The following is a 15789-nucleotide window of genomic DNA, read 5'->3' on the forward strand; positions in this document are numbered from 1 at the left end:
TTCCACTCACATGCGCGTAGCGCTCAAACACTCCCAATCGGCCTCGGTCTGGTCGGCGTAGAGCCGCGCGAAGCGGCACAGCGCGACGTCGAGCTCATCGGAATCGCCCGTGTATCCCGAGATCATCGACGCGCCGCTGGTGCGAGCGTGCCCCTTGGCCAGTAGTCGCCCCACCACTCGCGCGTAGTCGACCAGCGCGGGTGCATCGATCGACGACAGGTCGATCGTTCCCTTCATGTTGCGGAACTGCCGCACGTAGTACTGCCGTCCGGCGATGGTGGTCCATCCCAGCAGCGGATCACTCACCGTCTGCAGATCCTGCTGGTACTCCACTACGCGTTGTCCCTGATGGTCGTGCCATGCGGACTCGCCGTGCACGTACGGGGCGAGCACCGACCGTCTGGCCTGCTTGAGCTGCAGGAACACGACGTCGTCCTCGCTGGTGCCCTCGAGCAGTGCCACGTATGCCCGGAGCCCGACACTTCCGACTCCGACGACGCGATGCGCGACGTCGATCAACGTGTATCCCCCCAGCACCCGACGCCAATGCGGGGTGAGGGTCAGCAGGTATTCGTCCAGTCCGACGGCGAGGAGCTCTTCGTCCTTCGCCGAGATGCGCGTCGTGATCGGCGGCTCCTCGACGATCCTGCGCTTGCCCTCGTGCTCCTCGGTGAATCGAGGTAACACGCGGTCACTGGTGCGTCGACGCGCCTTCTTGGTGGCGCGTTTGATCTCCTTGCGCAACGATCCCGCGGTGGCGTCCCGTTGCAGCTTTTCCGCCGTCAGCCGTTGGAACGAACGCGACATCAGTGGTTCGTCGGCGAGGCGCGCGACCTCGATTCGATACGCGGACACGCAGGCGGCGACGGCATCGCGGCACCGATCCTCGCTGCGTCCGTTCTGTCGGCCGGCCACCCAGATGCTCGCGGCGAGGCGTCGTAGATCCCATTCCCAGGCACCCGGGTGCGCTTCGTCGAAGTCGTTGAGGTCGATGACGAGGTCGCGTTCGGGGGAGGCGTAGAACCCGAAGTTTCCGAGGTGGGCGTCGCCACTGATTACCGGGTTGATGCCGGTGGACGGCAGCATCGCCACGTCGCGGGCCATGACGATGGCCGTCCCGCGCAGGAAGCCGTACGGGGACTCGACCATGCGCTCGAGACGAGTGGGGATGAGCCATTCGATCCGGCCCTGGTGCGAGTATTCGATCTGTTGCACCGGGTCGGGTCGATCCGGCGGCGGTGTCCAGTCGCCCAGCGATGCGATCGGGACCTTGTCGCGCAGGCGTCGACCCAGTTCGTATCGTTCGGCTCGGGGGAGAGGACGGGCTCGCAGCGAGGCGAACGACGCGCTGTCGACTGCTGCCGAGTCGGTGACGACGGTATGACCTTTTCCGGAGCCGGGCATGTGAAGTCACACTAATCGAGCGCTACGGGGCGGCTTTACCGAACTTCCAGTATCCGGTGAAGCAGATCTGCGACTTGGGTACGGAACGCTCGTTCACCAGGTATCTGCGCAGGCCCGTCGCCAGCCCTTGTTCCCCTGCCACGTAGACGAACGTATCGCCGTCCGGCAGCTCGGCTTTCTGCACCGCGGCCAGCGCGGCCTCGCCCGGCTTGGCCAGGGGGTCGGGGCGCACGATCCACTCGATCTCGACGCCTGCCTGCACGTCCTGCTTCTGAATGTCGGCGGCGGTAGGGACCTCGATGAAGGCCTCGACCCGGACGTCGGCCGGCAACGACCGCAGTATGCCGAGAATCGCCGGGGCAGCACTCTCGTCGCCGACGAGCAACTGCCAACTCGATTGTCCGTCGAACGTGTAGATACGCCCTTCGTCGAAGATCGCGACTCGATCGCCTCGGACCGCCCGAGCAGCCCACGACGACGCCGGGCCACTGTGACCACCGGTTCCGCCGCCACCATCTACTTCGCCGTGCACCACGAAGTCCACATCCAGCTCCGGGCCGTCGCCGTACGTGCCCTCCCCCGCAGCGCGGTACTGGCTGACCGTGTAGTTACGGACCGCCGGCTTGGTGTCCTTCGAGAACGTCAGATACTGGGCGTACCAGAGCATCGAGGTGGCGCTGGGGATGCGCGGCTCGTCCTGGCCCGGCTGCGGCAGGAACAGCCGAAACCAGTGGTCGTAGCCCATGTAGCGGAACTTCGACAGCGAATCGCCGCCGAGGGTGACCCGGATGAAGCTGGGGCTGATTCGGTCGCTTCCGAGCACGGTGAGACGGTAGAACGCGGGGTTCTCCGGTTTGAGGTACTTACCCATGCCGCACAGGTTAGCCGACCCTAAGCTGCAATGGGGTTCCGTCGATCTCTCACTCGGGCCGACCGCGCCGGTAGCGCTGGACCACCTTGGCTCCGACGGGTACTGCGAACAACATCATGAACACGCGGATCACCTGGGCGGCCACGACGAAGGTGACGTTCGCCCCGGTCGACGCTGCGATGGCCAGCACCGCGTACACCCCGCCGGGAGTGGTCGCGAGGTAGCCCTCGTAGCCGCTCGTCCCCGTCGCCGACGCCAGCCACAGGCCGAGCATCGCGCAGCAGACGGTGACGGCGATGATCAACATCAGGGATGCGGGCAGGACCCGCGAGATCGACTTCAAACTGGCGACGGTGAACCGCAGTCCGGCCTGCCAGCCGATGACGATGTACGCCGCCCACAGCAACAGCGTTGGGACTGACGCGTCGAACGAGACGCCGAGCACGTCGGCGAGCGTGGCGATCATCAGCGGGCCGAGCAGGGCGGGGGCGGGCAGCCGGATCGCCTTGGCCAGCACCACCCCGATGACGCCGCAGATCACGACGAAGGCGAGGTCGATCCAGAGCGCCTCGTGCACGTCGGCGGTGACCGACGACTGTCCGGGTTGGGCGTCGAACACCAGGGTTGCGACCAATGGCAGCGTCGTGGTCACCAGCACGACGCGCAAGTACTGCACCACCGCGACCACGCGTTCGTCGCCGCCCAACTCCTGGGTGATCGCCACCAGTCCCGAGGCTCCTCCTGCGACCAGCGCCAAGGAGCCGGTCAGTGAATCGATGTCCTTACGAAGCCCCAGCAGCGCACCGGCCGCGATCGACAGCAACAGGGTGCCGATGCATGCCAGCAGTACCGGCAGCCAGGTATCGCCCAGCGAGCTCAGAGTGTCGCTCTGCACGAGCGTTCCGATCTCGACGCCGAGGATTGCCTGCGCCGCCATGCCGAGTCTGCGCGGTAGTGGCGCTCGCTCGGTTCCGGTCGTCGGAGCCCATCCGGCGAGCGCGAACACAATCGCCACCAGCAGTGCAACGAACAACGCAGCCGACGGCACACCCAGTGCATCGGCCCCGACGGTCAGTGCGACCGTGACGAGAACCAGCAGCAGCCAGCGAATCAAGAAGGTCGCTCGATTTCGCGAACCTCGGGCGGCAGACCCCACTCGGCGCGGCCGAGGCGGCTGAGCGGGGCGATGGCGTCGAACTCGGGTAGGCCGTCCTCGGCGAGGAATTCGGGACGAACCGACAGGGCGACGACAGTGCCCATGACGACGAAGCAGTTGCCCACCTCGACGACGCGATGCAGGGTGGCTTCGATGGCGATCGGGGCCGCAGCTACTCGCGGCGGCGTGACGATCGCACTGGGTTCGCTTTCGATGCCGACGGCCTCGAACTCGCTGACGCCGTGCTCGAAGCTTGCCGAGCTGCCGTTGACCTGATCGACCAACGGTGCCGTGGCCAGGTTGACGACGAACTCGCCGGTGGCCTCGATGTTGCGCAGGCTGTCCTTGCGGCCCACCGAGGTGAACTGGACGACCGGCGGCTCCACGGACGAGACGGTGAAGAAGCTGTAAGGCGCGAGGTTCGCCACACCGTCGGCCGAGACCGTGGAGATCCACGCGATGGGCCTGGGGACCACCGACGCGGTCAGTAGCTGGTAGAAGCGGCGGGAAGAGACCTCGTCGGGCCGGAAGACTGTGCGCACGCCTCAATACTGTCAAAGCCCGGTTGCGGCGGCCGACCGGAGCATCTGACACTCTGGAAACTGTGAATCCGTCCACCGCTCAGGCCACTGCAGTCGTCGACGAACTGGCGCGCAGCGGGATCGAAGACGTCGTGCTCTGTCCCGGCTCGCGCAACGCCCCGTTGGCCTTCGCTCTGCAGGAAGCCGACGCGGCCGGCCGGCTACGACTGCACATGCGGATCGACGAGCGAACCGCCGGATTCCTGGCCATCGGACTGAGTCTGGGCAGTGGCCAACCCGTTCCGGTGGTGATGACGTCGGGAACAGCGGTGGCGAACCTCGGGCCCGCTGTGCTCGAGGCGAACTACGCCCGGATCCCGTTGATCGTCATCAGTGCCAACCGGCCGTACGAGATGCTCGGCACCGGTGCCAACCAGACCATCGAGCAGTTGGGCCTGTTCGGGTCGCAGGTTCGCGCGACGATCAGCCTCGGGCTCGCCGAGGAAGGACCCAAGCAGAACAGTCAGTGGCGAAGCGCGGTCTCGCGGGTCATCGCTGCTGCGCGGGGTGCGCGCTCGGGCAACGCCGGGCCGGTGCACTTCGACATTCCACTGCGTGAACCGTTGGTTCCCGCCCTCGGTGATCCGGGGGCCCGGCCCGAAGGACGTCCCGACGGGATGCCGTGGACGTCGACCACCCAGGCGACTCTCGACGTGCCGGTCGAACTCGATCTGTCGGTCGACACCGTCGTCGTCTCCGGGCACGGCGGTGCCGTTCGTCCGGAGCTCGCCGGCTTGCCGACCGTCGCCGAGCCGACCGCGCCCCTGCACGGAATTGCGTTGCATCCCTTGGCTCTGGCGCAGTTGAAGCCGCGTCAAGCCGTCATCACGGGACGCCCGACCCTGCACCGGCAGGTCTCCGCGCTGCTCGCGGATCCGGCAGTGGACGTCATCGCGCTCACCACCGGCCCGCGTTGGCCCGACGTCTCGGGCAACGTGCTGGCGACCGGCACCCGTGCCGTGACCACCGGCGCGCCCGATCCCGCATGGATCGCACGCTGCGCTGCCGTATCGGAACGCGCCGAAATTGCTGTGCACCAACAACTTCGAGAGCACTCCAAGCCGACGGGGCTGCATGTGGCCGACGCGGTGATGTCGGCTTTGCAGCCCGGAGATCAGCTGGTGCTCGGAGCCTCCAACCCCGTGCGCGACGCAGCCCTGGTCTCGACTCCGATCCCGGGGGTGAAGGTTCTGTCGAACCGCGGGGTCGCCGGCATCGACGGCACCGTCTCGACGGCCATCGGTGCGGCAATGGCCGGAAAGCGCCGCACGGTGGCCCTTCTCGGTGATCTGACGTTCCTGCACGACGCGGCGGGTCTGCTCATCGGCACCGGTGAGCCGCGTCCGGACGATCTGACGATCGTCGTCGCCAACGACGACGGCGGCGGCATCTTCGAGCTTCTCGAACAGGGCGACCCGCAGTACGCGGGTGTGTTCGAGCGGGTGTTCGGAACACCGCACGGAATGGACCTGGGAGCGTTGTGCGGGGCGTACCGCGTCGAACATCGTCTGGTGGACGTGGCGGAAGTGGCTGCCGAGCTCACCGGCCACGCCGACGGAATCCGCGTGTTGGAAGTGACCACGGAACGGTCCGGGCTGCGCGACCTACATGCAGCGATCCGGGCCCGTCTCTAATTCTGTTGCGCAGCAACCCATTCGAGGGTTTCGCCGGTTTCCTGATCGATCATGTCCTTGATCATCTTGTTGATCAGGTCTTCGATCTTGCCGCCGACGAGCGGGATCTTCACCGTCGACTCGCCCTTGACGATCAGTTTGGCTCCGGTGCCGTCGGGGCGAAGCGAGAGGGTGCCGTTCACCTTCGCGGGCAGACCGGTGGTACCGCCGACCAGCGTGCCCTCGGCGTGGTCGCCTTCGAGCGGACCCCAGTGGTCGGTACGCGAGACGATCAGCTTGCCCTTGATGACCTTCGTGACGAACCCGGGCAGTTCGGACGTGCCGACCTCCTCGGTGATGTCCACGGTCAAGCCGCCGTCGTCGTGCTTGGTCATCTCGTACCCGTCCGTCTTCTTCGCCTTGGCGAAGCGAGCGGCCCACTGGTCTTCACTGGTGAGTGCGGCATGCACGTCAGCGGGCGGATTGGACGATTCGACGGTGAACTCGAAGCTGCGCGACATGAGCACAGAGGCTACCGGAGCGGAGGCGAACCGGCCGCGAAGTAACCTCAATGCTGTGAACGACACCGAGAGGGGCAGCCGAACTCTGCACAGAATCCGGCTGGTCGTGCTCGTGGTCGCGGTCGCCATCTCGGTTCTGTCGGTCCTCTTGGTGGTCGGTGCCTGGCGAAACGACGTCACCATCGACTCCGACAAAGGTGTCGCGACGGCCGAGGTGCTGTCGGCGGGCAAATTGCGTTCGGCGGTCAGCTTCATCACCCCCGACGGCGTGACCCACAACCCCAGACTCGGCGTGCTCTACCCCACCAATCTCGTCGTGGGCCAGCGCATCGAGGTCGAGTACTACAAGGCGGACTCCGACGACGACGACAGCGACCTGCTGGTGCGGGTTGCCGGCCGTGACGCCGCCGTGGCCATCGTTCCTGCCGGATCGGTCATCGTCGTCACGTGGCTGATCGCCGGGCCGGTGTTGTTCTGGTTACGTCGCAAGGAGACCCAGCGCAAAGAGGCACAGAATGCGTAATGCCAGACAGTGGGTCATCGCTGCTGTCGCCGCAGTGGCCGGGTTCGCGTTGGTGAACTTCGGCACTATCGCCTCCTCGATCGTGGTGATGGTGCTCGTGGCGGTGTTCCTGCTCGTTCTGACCACTCCGGTGCTGTACCCCCGCTCTCTGTCCGACGACGCGTCGCGAGTACTCGCGACCGAGAAATCGGTGCCGCTGATCTACTGGCGTCCCGGTTGCATCTTCTGCCTTCGGTTGCGTGTTGCGCTGTTGCTCCGCGGAAAGAAGGCCGTGTGGACGAACATAGGCGCAGATGCTGCTGCCGCAGCCCGGGTTCGGTCGGTGAACGACGGGAACGAGACGGTTCCGACGGTGTTCGTGGGTACCGGACACCGCACCAACCCGAGTCCGTCGTGGGTCGCCCAGCAATTCGTGTGACGTTGGCCCACACGTAACGTCGTCCATGCCTGGGCGACCGCGTGGCCACCCACACTGAGGACCGTGCGAGTAGCCATCGTTGCGGAATCGTTCTTGCCCAACATGAACGGCGTCACCCACTCGGTGATCCGTGTCCTCGAACATCTCGAGAAGACCGGGCACGACGCCATCGTCGTCGCTCCCGACAACCCGTCGGGACCGCGAGCGGCGACCTGGCACAGCGGCGTCCCGGTCCACCGAGTGCCGTCCGTGATGGTGCCGAAGGTCAGCTCCCTGCCCGTCGGGGTTCCTGGCCTCGGGATGGTCTCGGCGCTACGGACCTTCGCGCCAGACGTCGTGCATCTGGCATCCCCGTTCCTGCTCGGAGCGGGCGGTCTGGCCGCCGCCAACCGCCTCGACGTGCCTGCCGTCGCCGTCTACCAGACCGATGTCGCCGGTTTCGCCGCGAGCTACGGCCTCGGCTTGACCTCGAAGGCCGCGTGGCGTTGGACCAGGAGACTGCACCGCGGAGCGGCCCGCACTCTGGCACCGTCCACGTCGGCCGTCGACGCTCTCGAGCAGCACGGCATCCCGCGCGTGCACCGGTGGGCCAGGGGAGTGGACGCGGTTCGGTTCGCGCCCTCGGCCGCGTCGGCCACCCTGAGGAGCCAGTGGGGAGCAGGCGAGAAACTGATCGTCGGGTTCGTCGGCAGGCTCGCCCCCGAGAAGCACGTGGAGAGGCTTGCCGTGCTGGCCGCAGATCCGTCGATCCAGCTGGTGATCGTCGGCGGCGGACCTGATACGGCAGCGCTGCGGGCCCTGATGCCGAATGCGATCTTCACCGGACAACTCGGGGGTGACGAACTCGCGCAGGCGTACGCCAGCTTCGACATCTTCGTTCACCCCGGAGAACACGAAACCTTCTGTCAGGCAGTCCAAGAAGCCCTTGCCAGCGGAGTCCCCGTCATCGGTCCCGACGCCGGCGGACCCCGCGATCTGGTCTCGCACTGCCGCAACGGCTACCTGTTGCCGGTCGACAAGTTCACCGAGCTGCTGCCCAGTGCCGTCGGCGCTCTCGCCGAACCCACCACCCGCGCCCGCTTCGGCAACGCCGCCCGCCGATCGGTTCTGCACCGCACCTGGCCTGCCATCTGCGATGAGCTGATCTCCCACTACTACGACGTGCAAGGCATCACAGCGCCACGGGTGACCGAAGCAGCCTGAGTAAGCTGGAGTTCGTGGCCACGACATCGCGCGCAACCCTGGAAAAAGAGCCCCACGAGGTGGCGTCGATGTTCGACGGCGTCGCCCGCCGCTACGACATCACCAACACCGTTCTGTCGTTCGGCCAGGACCGCAGCTGGCGCAAGCTGACCCGCCGAGCCCTCGACCTGAAGCCTGGCGAGCGGGTTCTCGATCTCGCCGCCGGCACCGGCGTCTCCACCGTCGAACTCGGACGCAGCGGAGCCTGGTGCGTCGCCACCGACTTCTCCAAAGGGATGCTCCGAGCCGGACTCTCCCGCGGAGTGCCGATGGTCGCCGGTGACGCGATGGCGCTTCCGTACGCCGACGCCAGTTTCGACGCCGCCACTATCTCGTTCGGCCTTCGCAATGTCTCCGACTTCGATGCCGGTCTGCGCGAAATTGCCCGAGTCACCAAACCCGGTGGGCGTCTTGTGGTGTCGGAATTCTCCACCCCGGTCTTCGGCCCGTTCCGCACGGCATACATGGAGTACCTGATGAAGGCGCTCCCCAAAGTCGCTCGCGCAGTGAGCAGCAACCCCGACGCCTACGTCTATCTTGCCGAGTCCATTCGCGCATGGCCCACCCAGGAGCAGTTGGCTCAGCGCATCGCCGACGCCGGCTGGACCGACGTGCAGTGGCGCAACCTCACCGGCGGAATCGTGGCTCTGCACAAGGCAATTCGGCCCTGAGGCCGCGCGCGGCTACGAAAACGGCGGCCGCGAATCGATTTTCAGTGACGTGGTTCCCGCGGTTCGCCAGGTACGAGCGACGAGGTCGCTGTCGGCCTCGGTGACCAGGTTGCCCATGCACCGGACGGCAACTTTCATCAGTGCCCGCGAGCGCATACCCACGGGGCCCGCTGCGGGCAGAAATCTCGGCACGGTCAGCAGTCCGGCGAGGCGTCGAGCAATGGAGAAGGCTTGACCGTAGTGCTCACGCAGCACAGTCGGCCATGCGTCGGTCAGGTCGGCGTGATCGAGAAGGTCGACGACCATGCGGCCGCCTTCGAGTCCGTAGTCGATGCCCTCACCGTTGAGTGGGTTCACGCACGCTGCGGCGTCACCGATGATCGCCCAGTTCACCCCCGCGACGCCGGAGACCGCCCCGCCCATCGGCAGCAGCGCCGACGCGACCGACCGGAGCTCGCCGGTCAGTTCCCATTCCGACCGCCGCTGCTGGGTGTAGAGGTCCAGCAGCGGACGCAGGGCTCCCGGTGCCGGCCGGGTGGCGGTGGCCAGCGTGCCGACGCCGATGTTGATGTTGCCGTCGTTCAGCGGGAAGACCCATCCGTAGCCTGGCTGCAGCGTGCCTGCGCCGTCGCGCAGTTCGAGGTGCGAGCTGATCCATTCGTCGTCGCTACGAGCAGACGTGATGTACGCGCGGGCGGCGACGCCGAACGCGGTGTCGCGGTGCCACTGGCGTCCGAGTTGCTTGCCCAGCGTGGACCGGACGCCGTCGGCGACGATCAGAGTGCGGCACGCAATGTCGTGGCTGCCTTCGCCGGTCTGCAGCGTCACCGATCGAACCGCATTTCCGTCGCGCGTGACGGACACAGCCTTGGCACCCTCGGCCATCACAGCCCCGGCCTCGACGGCGACACGGCGAATGCGGTCGTCCAATTCGGTTCGCGGGACGGCGCTGCCCACCGCAGGGAATGATTTGCTCGGCCATTCGAGCTCGAGTTCCTGGCCGAACCCACTCAGGCGCAACCCGCGATTGCGCGCGGTACCGCGAACCCATTCACCCAGGCCCAACCGATCGAGTTCGGCGACCGCGCGCGGAGTCAGCCCGTCGCCGCACGTCTTGTCCCGGGGAAAGACGGCCGCGTCGGCGAGTACGACGTCGCGGCCGGAACGCGCTGCCCACGCTGCCGCGGACGATCCTGCGGGGCCCGCGCCCACGACCAACACATCGGTCGAGGAGGGCGGGGCCGGGTTGCATGAGGTCACAGATCCCAGTATCCCGATTGCCGCGGTGCTGCGCCGTCAGGGCCTTCGGTCGACCGTTGTCGAGGACCTGCTCATCGGGCGTGTTCACCGTCGTAGCGGTGACGTCGTTCACTCACTCGACCCTGGAGGGCGCGTCGGGAAGCGACTCGGGCTCGGTTCGGTGAGGGAATAGTCACCTGTGGTGGGCGGCACCGTCGTGCGAGTGTGCACACTAGGTTCACTACGGTAGTACCCGAGCAGCAGTTTCCGTCATCCATCGCCGCTCGACGCCGACGACAGGACAGGGATCAACATCGTGAGTACAGACGACGCGACCGCAGTAACGGTCGTTGCCGGAGTCGACCTGGGTGACCCGGAGCTCGCTCGATCCGTCGCCGACGGTCTCGCGCGCGTCGAAGAGCTGATGATCAGCGAACTGTCCGACGGCGAAGAGTTCCTCACCGAGGCTGCTCTGCATCTGGCGAAGGCCGGCGGCAAGCGATTCCGACCCCTGTTCACCGTGCTGACCGGCCAGCTGGGGCCGTCGCCGACAGATCCGGCGATCGTCACCGCCGCCACCGTGGTCGAGCTGGTGCACTTGGCGACGCTCTATCACGACGACGTCATGGACGAGGCGTCGATGCGCCGCGGAGCCGAGAGTGCGAACTCACGCTGGGGCAACAGTGTGGCCATTCTCGCGGGTGACTACCTCTTCGCACATGCGTCGCGTCTGGTGTCCACCCTCGGACCCGACGCCGTCCGCATCATCGCCGAGACCTTCGCCGAGTTGGTCACCGGGCAGATGCGCGAAACGATCGGGGCCAAGAGCACCGACGATCCCATCGCGCACTACCTGAAGGTCGTGTGGGAGAAGACCGGGTCGCTCATCGCCTCCTGTGGGCGCTTCGGCGGCACGTTCAGTGGCGGCGATGCCGAGCACGTGGGACGCCTCGAGCGCCTCGGTGACGCTGTCGGCACCGCGTTCCAGATCTCCGACGACATCATCGACATCTCCTCGGCTACCGAGCAGTCGGGTAAGACTCCCGGCACCGACCTGCGGGAAGGCGTGCACACCCTGCCGGTGCTGTTCGCGCTCCGCGAGGAAGGCGCCGACGGCGACCGCCTGCGCGAGATCCTCGCCGGCCCGGTCACCGAGGATGCGCTGGTCACCGAGGCCCTGGAGCTGTTGCAGCGATCACCCGGCATGGTCGCGGCCAAGAAGACCCTCGGCGAGTACGCCGACCGCGCCCACGCCGAGCTCGCACTGCTGCCGCAGGGACCGGCCAACGACGCCCTGGGCCGACTGGTGAACTACACCGTCGAACGCGTGGGGTAGTCGCCCACTCGGTGGCCGGGAACTGCAGGTCGGGGTGCCGTCGTTGAATCGGGTAGGAACACCCGGTACGAGGAGGCACCCGTCACGATGAACAGTTACGCCAACGGTGCGAAGACATTCGGCCTGCTGGTCGGGATGTCTGCGCTGATCGTCTTCATCGGCTCGTTGTTCGGTAACTCGATGATTCTGATCGGGTCGATCGTGCTGGCCGTCGGCGTCAACGGTTACGCGTACTTCAACAGCGCGAAGATGGCTCTGAAGTCGATGCATGCGGTGCCGGTGAGCGAGCTCGAACAGCCCGCGATGTACCGAATCGTGCGGGAACTGGCGACGGCCGCGCATCAGCCGATGCCTGCGTTGTACGTGAGCCCGACCAACAATCCCAACGCGTTCGCCACCGGGCGAAACCCGCGCAACGCGGCCGTGTGCTGCACCGAGGGCATTCTGCGCATGCTCGACGAGCGCGAACTACGAGCGGTACTCGGGCACGAGCTCTCGCACGTGTACAACCGCGACATCCTGATCTCGTCGGTTGCCGGTGCCATGGCCTCGGTCATCTCCGGCCTGGCGAATCTGGCCTTCTTTGCGAACGTGTTCGGTGGACGCGGCAACGGGGGACCGAACCCGCTCGCGCTGCTGTTGGTGTCGATGCTGGGACCCATTGCGGCCAGCCTGGTTCGCCTCGCGGTCTCTCGGTCTCGCGAGTATCAGGCCGACCAGTCCGGTGCCGAGCTGACCGGCGACCCGTTGGCCCTGGCGTCGGCACTGCGCAAGCTCGAGCAGGGGGTGCAGCTGGCACCACTGCCGCCCGAGCCGCGGCTGGCCGCGGAATCGCATCTGATGATCGCCAATCCGTTCCGCATCGGCGACAAGGCGGGCGCACTCTTCGCCACCCACCCGCCGATGGCCGACCGAATCGAACGGCTCGAGCGCATGGCCGGCCACCGGCCGTACTGACCGGAGCCTGCGGCATGTGAGTGGAACTTCGTAGTCTGCTACGAGGTTCCACTCACATGCGGCGCTCTACCGGTAGTTGACGAACTGCAGGGCGATGCCGAAGTCCTCGTTCTTGAGCAACTGCTGGATTGCCTGCAGGTCGTCGCGCTTCTTGCTGCTCACGCGCAGCTCGTCGCCCTGGATCTGCGCTTTGACGCCCTTGGGGCCGTCGTCGCGGATCTTCTTGGAGATCTTCTTGGCGTTCTCGGTGCTGATGCCTTGCACGAGCTTGCCGGTGACCTTGTAGACCTTGCCGGACGCGGCAGGGTCGTTGGTCTCGAAGGCCTTGAGCGAGACGTCGCGTCGGATCAGCTTCTCCTTGAAGACGTCCAGAGCTGCTTTGACCTTCTCCTCGGATTCGGACGTGATGACGATGGTCTCGGACTCGCCGCTGCCGGACCACTCGATGCTGGTGTCCGATCCTCGGAAGTCGAAGCGGGTCGCCAGCTCCTTCGCGGCCTGTCCGAGAGCGTTGTCCACTTCCTGACGGTCGACTTTGCTCACTACGTCGAAGGACGAATCAGCCACTTCTCACACTCTCCAGTCGAATCGAAAATTTGTTTCTGCGGTGGTGTCGGTCCACATCCCGCTGGGACTTTATCGGCCCGCTACCGACCGTATCCACCCGGTTTGCGTTCCGGGGGGACGTTCGTTGTATTCTTCTCACCGCGCCGAAGACCAGCACGGACTTCGATCGCAGCACGGCAGATTGCCCGAGCGGCCAATGGGAGCGGACTGTAAATCCGTCGGCTTATGCCTACGTAGGTTCGAATCCTACATCTGCCACACCTGGAACCCCGGCGAGGATTTCTCGCTGGGGTTTCCATGTGAAGAGGGACGTGAACGGCTCGCTGACCACGCAATTTGGTAGTCGGTGCTCCGAATGTGTAACCTCTTGAAGGCTTCAGCGCACGGCAACATGCGTAGTTGCTCGCCCCCTTAGCTCAGTCGGTAGAGCGTTTCCATGGTAAGGAAAAGGTCAACGGTTCGATTCCGTTAGGGGGCTCGCTGGATTGGATGGCTCGACGCCGCGTTCCCTTCGTGGGATGGTGGACGATGAGCACCTGAGGCGGTGTAGCTCAGTTGGTAGAGCAAACGACTCATAATCGTTGCGTCGCCGGTTCAAGTCCGGTCACCGCTACACAGTAGGCAAGCACGGCAAGTAGCACGCATGAACAGTCCTGATTGACCCAGATCAGATTTACCCGAAAGTAGGCGTCCAGTGGCCTCCTCCACCGATGTGCGGCCCAAGATCACCTTGGCCTGCGAGGTTTGCAAGCACCGCAACTACATCACCAAGAAGAACCGTCGGAACGATCCCGACCGCATCGAGCTGAAGAAGTTCTGCTCCAACTGCGGCACGCACCGGGCGCACCGCGAGTCTCGCTAGTTCCAACTGCCCTTCTGCAAGGGTAGAAAAGGTCGTTTCCACCGTGTCACAAGCACCACACGATGCTTCGGCGTCATCTGAAATTCCGGCCATGGATGTATCCGCTCACGCGGCGTCCATGGTCGGTTTTCATTACCGCGTCGACGACTTCTACGAGGTCGGCCGCGAAAAGGTCCGTGAGTACGCGCGTGCGGTCCAGGACTTCCATCCCGCGCATCACGACGAGGACGCAGCGAAGGGCCTCGGTTACGACGGTCTCCTCGCGCCCTTGACCTTCATCTCGCTGGTGGGCATCATCGCGCAGACGCGGATGTTCAAAGAGGTCATCACCGGGTACGACCCGAGCCAGATTCTGCAGACCGATCAGCGGCTGCAGTTTCACCGCCCGATTCAGGTCGGCGATCGATTGGTGTGCGATGTGCACCTCGAATCGTTCCGCCAGATGAGTGGCAGCGACATCATGACCACCAAGAACATCGTCACCGACCAGAACGGCGAGGTCGTGCAGACGACGTGGACGACCATCGTCGCGCGTACCGGCGGCGAGGTCGACGAGAACATCGCGCACGCGGTCAAGGAAGTGATCATGCATGGCGCTTCGTAGTTTCGACGACGTCTCCGTCGGATACGAGTTGCCGGAGCGAGTCGTCATGCTCACGCGCGGCGATCTGGTGAACTACGCGGGTGTCTCGGGAGATCCGAATCCGATTCACTGGAGCGACGAGGTCGTCCGCCTGGCCGGCCTGGACAACGTGATCGCGCACGGCATGTTGACTATGGGCCTCGGTGCCGGGTTCGTCACGTCGTGGCTGGGTGATCCTGGCGCGGTCACCGAATACAACGTTCGCTTCACCAGCTCGGTCTACGTGTCTGCGGACTCCGCGGCTGCGGTCGAGTTCTCCGGCAAGATCAAGTCGGTGGATGCGGACGAGCGAACTGCCGTCATCGCTATCGTGGCGAAGTTCGAGGGCAAGAAGATTTTCGGGCGAGCGACCGCTACGGTTCGCTTGGCCTGATTATGGGTCGATCCGGACGGCCACCGAGCTGCCGGAACGACGGGATTTATCTGTTCCGAAGGGTGTGCAGTACACTGAGATTTCTGGGGTAATCCAGCGCTGTGCGCTGCCCGCGTCCTCCTCGGAGGTTGTGTGGTTTCGCGTGAATGCGTCGGGTGGACACCAGAGCGGCCGAGAAGTTTTCGGCCGAAGGGGCGTAGCTCAATTGGTAGAGCAACGGTCTCCAAAACCGTAGGTTGCAGGTTCAAGTCCTGTCGCCCCTGCCCAAGGTGTCAGCAACTGAGAGGAACGACGTGAGCGAGGAGCGCGGTAAGCGCGACGGTCGATCGGAGGAGTTCGAGAACTCCTCGGCTCCAGACGACGTCGCACCTGGCTCCGAGGGCCGTCTCTCCGATGCTGACACAACCGCAGATGATGCCGCTGCAGGCGCAGTGGCTCCCACCGGCAAGCGTGCGTCCGGCAGGTCCCGTGGCAGCGCCGCCGGCGTGTCGATGACGAAGGCCGCGCCCGCGAAGGCCACTCCGGGCAAGGCTCGATCCGGCAAGGCCAAGCTCGACAAGCGGCCGAATGTGTTTCTGCGTCTGCTGCAGTTCTTCCGCGAGGTCGTCGCCGAGCTTCGGAAGGTCATCTGGCCGAACAAGAAGCAGATGGTCACCTACACCACCGTCGTGCTCGTCTTCCTGGCGTTCATGGTCGCGTTCATCAGTGGCCTCGATCTGCTGTTCATCAAGGGCGTCGGCTGGCTGTTCGGTTGACCGAACGCAGTTGCCGTGACTTTTCGACGATCGAACCGAGCAGGAACTAGAGAAAGG

The 15789-nt window shown here is 65.4% G+C and carries 18 protein-coding genes and 4 tRNA genes; 15 read left to right on the forward strand and 7 right to left on the reverse strand.

The window, feature by feature from the left end; translation table 11 throughout:
* Nucleotides 1–6: 6 nt before the first annotated feature.
* Genes QM588_RS14855 through QM588_RS14870 form a run of 4 tightly spaced genes read right to left on the reverse strand, consistent with a single transcriptional unit; the run spans nucleotide 7 to nucleotide 3973 of the window.
* Nucleotides 7–1404, reverse strand: coding sequence for a DUF2252 domain-containing protein (locus tag QM588_RS14855; RefSeq protein WP_283314368.1), 1398 nt, complete (start codon nucleotides 1402–1404; stop codon nucleotides 7–9).
* A 22-nt stretch (nucleotides 1405–1426) separates the two neighbouring features.
* Entirely contained in the window at nucleotides 1427–2275 is an 849-nt protein-coding gene (locus QM588_RS14860) for a siderophore-interacting protein (protein ID WP_283314369.1), read from the reverse strand.
* 49 nt (nucleotides 2276–2324) lie between these two features.
* Nucleotides 2325–3389, reverse strand: coding sequence for an AbrB family transcriptional regulator (locus QM588_RS14865; protein ID WP_283314370.1), 1065 nt, complete (start codon nucleotides 3387–3389; stop codon nucleotides 2325–2327).
* Nucleotides 3386–3973, reverse strand: coding sequence for a flavin reductase family protein (locus QM588_RS14870; protein ID WP_283314373.1), 588 nt, complete (start codon nucleotides 3971–3973; stop codon nucleotides 3386–3388). Before QM588_RS14870 ends, QM588_RS14865 begins: the two co-directional genes overlap by 4 nt.
* A gap of 62 nt (nucleotides 3974–4035) precedes the next feature.
* Between QM588_RS14870 and menD the strand changes: the two genes are divergently transcribed.
* Entirely contained in the window at nucleotides 4036–5646 is a 1611-nt protein-coding gene (gene menD / locus QM588_RS14875; protein WP_283314374.1) for a 2-succinyl-5-enolpyruvyl-6-hydroxy-3-cyclohexene-1-carboxylic-acid synthase, read from the forward strand.
* On the opposite strand, the gene QM588_RS14880 is transcribed toward menD, so the two are convergent.
* Entirely contained in the window at nucleotides 5643–6146 is a 504-nt protein-coding gene (locus QM588_RS14880) for a DUF2505 domain-containing protein (RefSeq protein WP_094665472.1), read from the reverse strand. The two genes, menD and QM588_RS14880, sit on opposite strands and share 4 nt — an antisense overlap.
* Before the next feature lie 55 nt (nucleotides 6147–6201).
* Here QM588_RS14880 and QM588_RS14885 point away from each other — a divergent pair, with 55 nt between their 5' ends.
* The 4 genes from QM588_RS14885 to QM588_RS14900 all read left to right on the forward strand — a co-directional run bounded on the left by QM588_RS14885 (nucleotide 6202) and on the right by QM588_RS14900 (nucleotide 9000).
* Nucleotides 6202–6669, forward strand: coding sequence for a DUF3592 domain-containing protein (locus QM588_RS14885; protein WP_283314376.1), 468 nt, complete (start codon nucleotides 6202–6204; stop codon nucleotides 6667–6669).
* Complete coding sequence (locus QM588_RS14890; RefSeq protein ID WP_283314378.1) at nucleotides 6662–7087, forward strand: glutaredoxin domain-containing protein; 426 nt, start codon at nucleotides 6662–6664, stop codon at nucleotides 7085–7087. The genes QM588_RS14885 and QM588_RS14890 overlap by 8 nt, the downstream gene beginning before the upstream one ends.
* Nucleotides 7088–7150: 63 nt before the next feature.
* Complete coding sequence (locus QM588_RS14895; RefSeq protein WP_283314380.1) at nucleotides 7151–8290, forward strand: glycosyltransferase family 4 protein; 1140 nt, start codon at nucleotides 7151–7153, stop codon at nucleotides 8288–8290.
* A 14-nt stretch (nucleotides 8291–8304) separates the two neighbouring features.
* On the forward strand, nucleotides 8305–9000 hold the full coding sequence (locus QM588_RS14900) for a demethylmenaquinone methyltransferase (RefSeq protein WP_027498286.1): 696 nt from the start codon (nucleotides 8305–8307) through the stop codon (nucleotides 8998–9000).
* Between the two features lie 12 nt (nucleotides 9001–9012).
* On the opposite strand, the gene QM588_RS14905 is transcribed toward QM588_RS14900, so the two are convergent.
* Entirely contained in the window at nucleotides 9013–10260 is a 1248-nt protein-coding gene (locus tag QM588_RS14905) for a geranylgeranyl reductase family protein (RefSeq protein ID WP_283314382.1), read from the reverse strand.
* 295 nt (nucleotides 10261–10555) lie between these two features.
* On the opposite strand from QM588_RS14905, the gene QM588_RS14910 reads away from it, so the two are divergent.
* The gene (locus tag QM588_RS14910; protein ID WP_032365250.1) at nucleotides 10556–11575 is read left to right on the forward strand and encodes a polyprenyl synthetase family protein; all 1020 of its coding nucleotides are present in this window, start codon (nucleotides 10556–10558) and stop codon (nucleotides 11573–11575) included.
* A gap of 87 nt (nucleotides 11576–11662) precedes the next feature.
* A complete protein-coding gene (gene htpX, locus QM588_RS14915; RefSeq protein WP_283314384.1) occupies nucleotides 11663–12532 on the forward strand; it encodes a zinc metalloprotease HtpX in 870 nt (289 codons plus the stop codon).
* Between the two features lie 66 nt (nucleotides 12533–12598).
* On the opposite strand, the gene QM588_RS14920 is transcribed toward htpX, so the two are convergent.
* Nucleotides 12599–13099: a YajQ family cyclic di-GMP-binding protein gene (locus tag QM588_RS14920; protein ID WP_027498282.1), complete on the reverse strand. Its 501-nt coding sequence runs from the start codon at nucleotides 13097–13099 to the stop codon at nucleotides 12599–12601.
* Between the two features lie 175 nt (nucleotides 13100–13274).
* On the opposite strand from QM588_RS14920, the gene QM588_RS14925 reads away from it, so the two are divergent.
* The 8 genes from QM588_RS14925 (at nucleotide 13275) to secE (ending at nucleotide 15732) form a co-directional block, all read left to right on the forward strand.
* Nucleotides 13275–13357, forward strand: a tRNA-Tyr gene (locus QM588_RS14925).
* Nucleotides 13358–13504: 147 nt separating this feature from the next.
* A tRNA-Thr gene (locus QM588_RS14930) sits at nucleotides 13505–13577 on the forward strand.
* Between the two features lie 62 nt (nucleotides 13578–13639).
* A tRNA-Met gene (locus QM588_RS14935) sits at nucleotides 13640–13712 on the forward strand.
* Nucleotides 13713–13793: 81 nt separating this feature from the next.
* Nucleotides 13794–13961, forward strand: a complete 168-nt coding sequence (rpmG, locus tag QM588_RS14940) for a 50S ribosomal protein L33 (RefSeq protein ID WP_027498281.1) — start codon at nucleotides 13794–13796, stop codon at nucleotides 13959–13961.
* Nucleotides 13962–14052: 91 nt separating this feature from the next.
* Nucleotides 14053–14565: a (3R)-hydroxyacyl-ACP dehydratase subunit HadA gene (hadA, locus tag QM588_RS14945; protein ID WP_048316186.1), complete on the forward strand. Its 513-nt coding sequence runs from the start codon at nucleotides 14053–14055 to the stop codon at nucleotides 14563–14565.
* A complete protein-coding gene (gene hadB / locus QM588_RS14950; RefSeq protein ID WP_283314390.1) occupies nucleotides 14552–14977 on the forward strand; it encodes a (3R)-hydroxyacyl-ACP dehydratase subunit HadB in 426 nt (141 codons plus the stop codon). The genes hadA and hadB overlap by 14 nt, the downstream gene beginning before the upstream one ends.
* 190 nt (nucleotides 14978–15167) lie before the next feature.
* Nucleotides 15168–15240 (forward strand) — tRNA-Trp (locus tag QM588_RS14955).
* Nucleotides 15241–15270: 30 nt separating this feature from the next.
* Nucleotides 15271–15732 (forward strand): preprotein translocase subunit SecE, encoded by a 462-nt coding sequence (gene secE, locus QM588_RS14960; RefSeq protein WP_057472931.1) that lies wholly within the window; start codon nucleotides 15271–15273, stop codon nucleotides 15730–15732.
* The last annotated feature ends 57 nt before the right edge of the window (nucleotides 15733–15789 follow it).

The organism is Rhodococcus sp. IEGM 1354, from assembly GCF_030056855.1.
Taxonomy (GTDB): Bacteria; Actinomycetota; Actinomycetes; order Mycobacteriales; family Mycobacteriaceae; genus Rhodococcoides.

Coding starts and splice junctions, on each gene's coding strand:
- QM588_RS14860 (WP_283314369.1), bottom strand. CDS start 2,275: ATGGGTAAGTACCTCAAACCGGAGAACCCCGCGTTCTACCGTCTCACC.
- htpX (WP_283314384.1), top strand. CDS start 11,663: ATGAACAGTTACGCCAACGGTGCGAAGACATTCGGCCTGCTGGTCGGG.
- QM588_RS14880 (WP_094665472.1), bottom strand. CDS start 6,146: ATGTCGCGCAGCTTCGAGTTCACCGTCGAATCGTCCAATCCGCCCGCT.
- hadB (WP_283314390.1), top strand. CDS start 14,552: ATGGCGCTTCGTAGTTTCGACGACGTCTCCGTCGGATACGAGTTGCCG.
- QM588_RS14890 (WP_283314378.1), top strand. CDS start 6,662: ATGCGTAATGCCAGACAGTGGGTCATCGCTGCTGTCGCCGCAGTGGCC.
- QM588_RS14855 (WP_283314368.1), bottom strand. CDS start 1,404: ATGCCCGGCTCCGGAAAAGGTCATACCGTCGTCACCGACTCGGCAGCA.
- hadA (WP_048316186.1), top strand. CDS start 14,053: ATGGATGTATCCGCTCACGCGGCGTCCATGGTCGGTTTTCATTACCGC.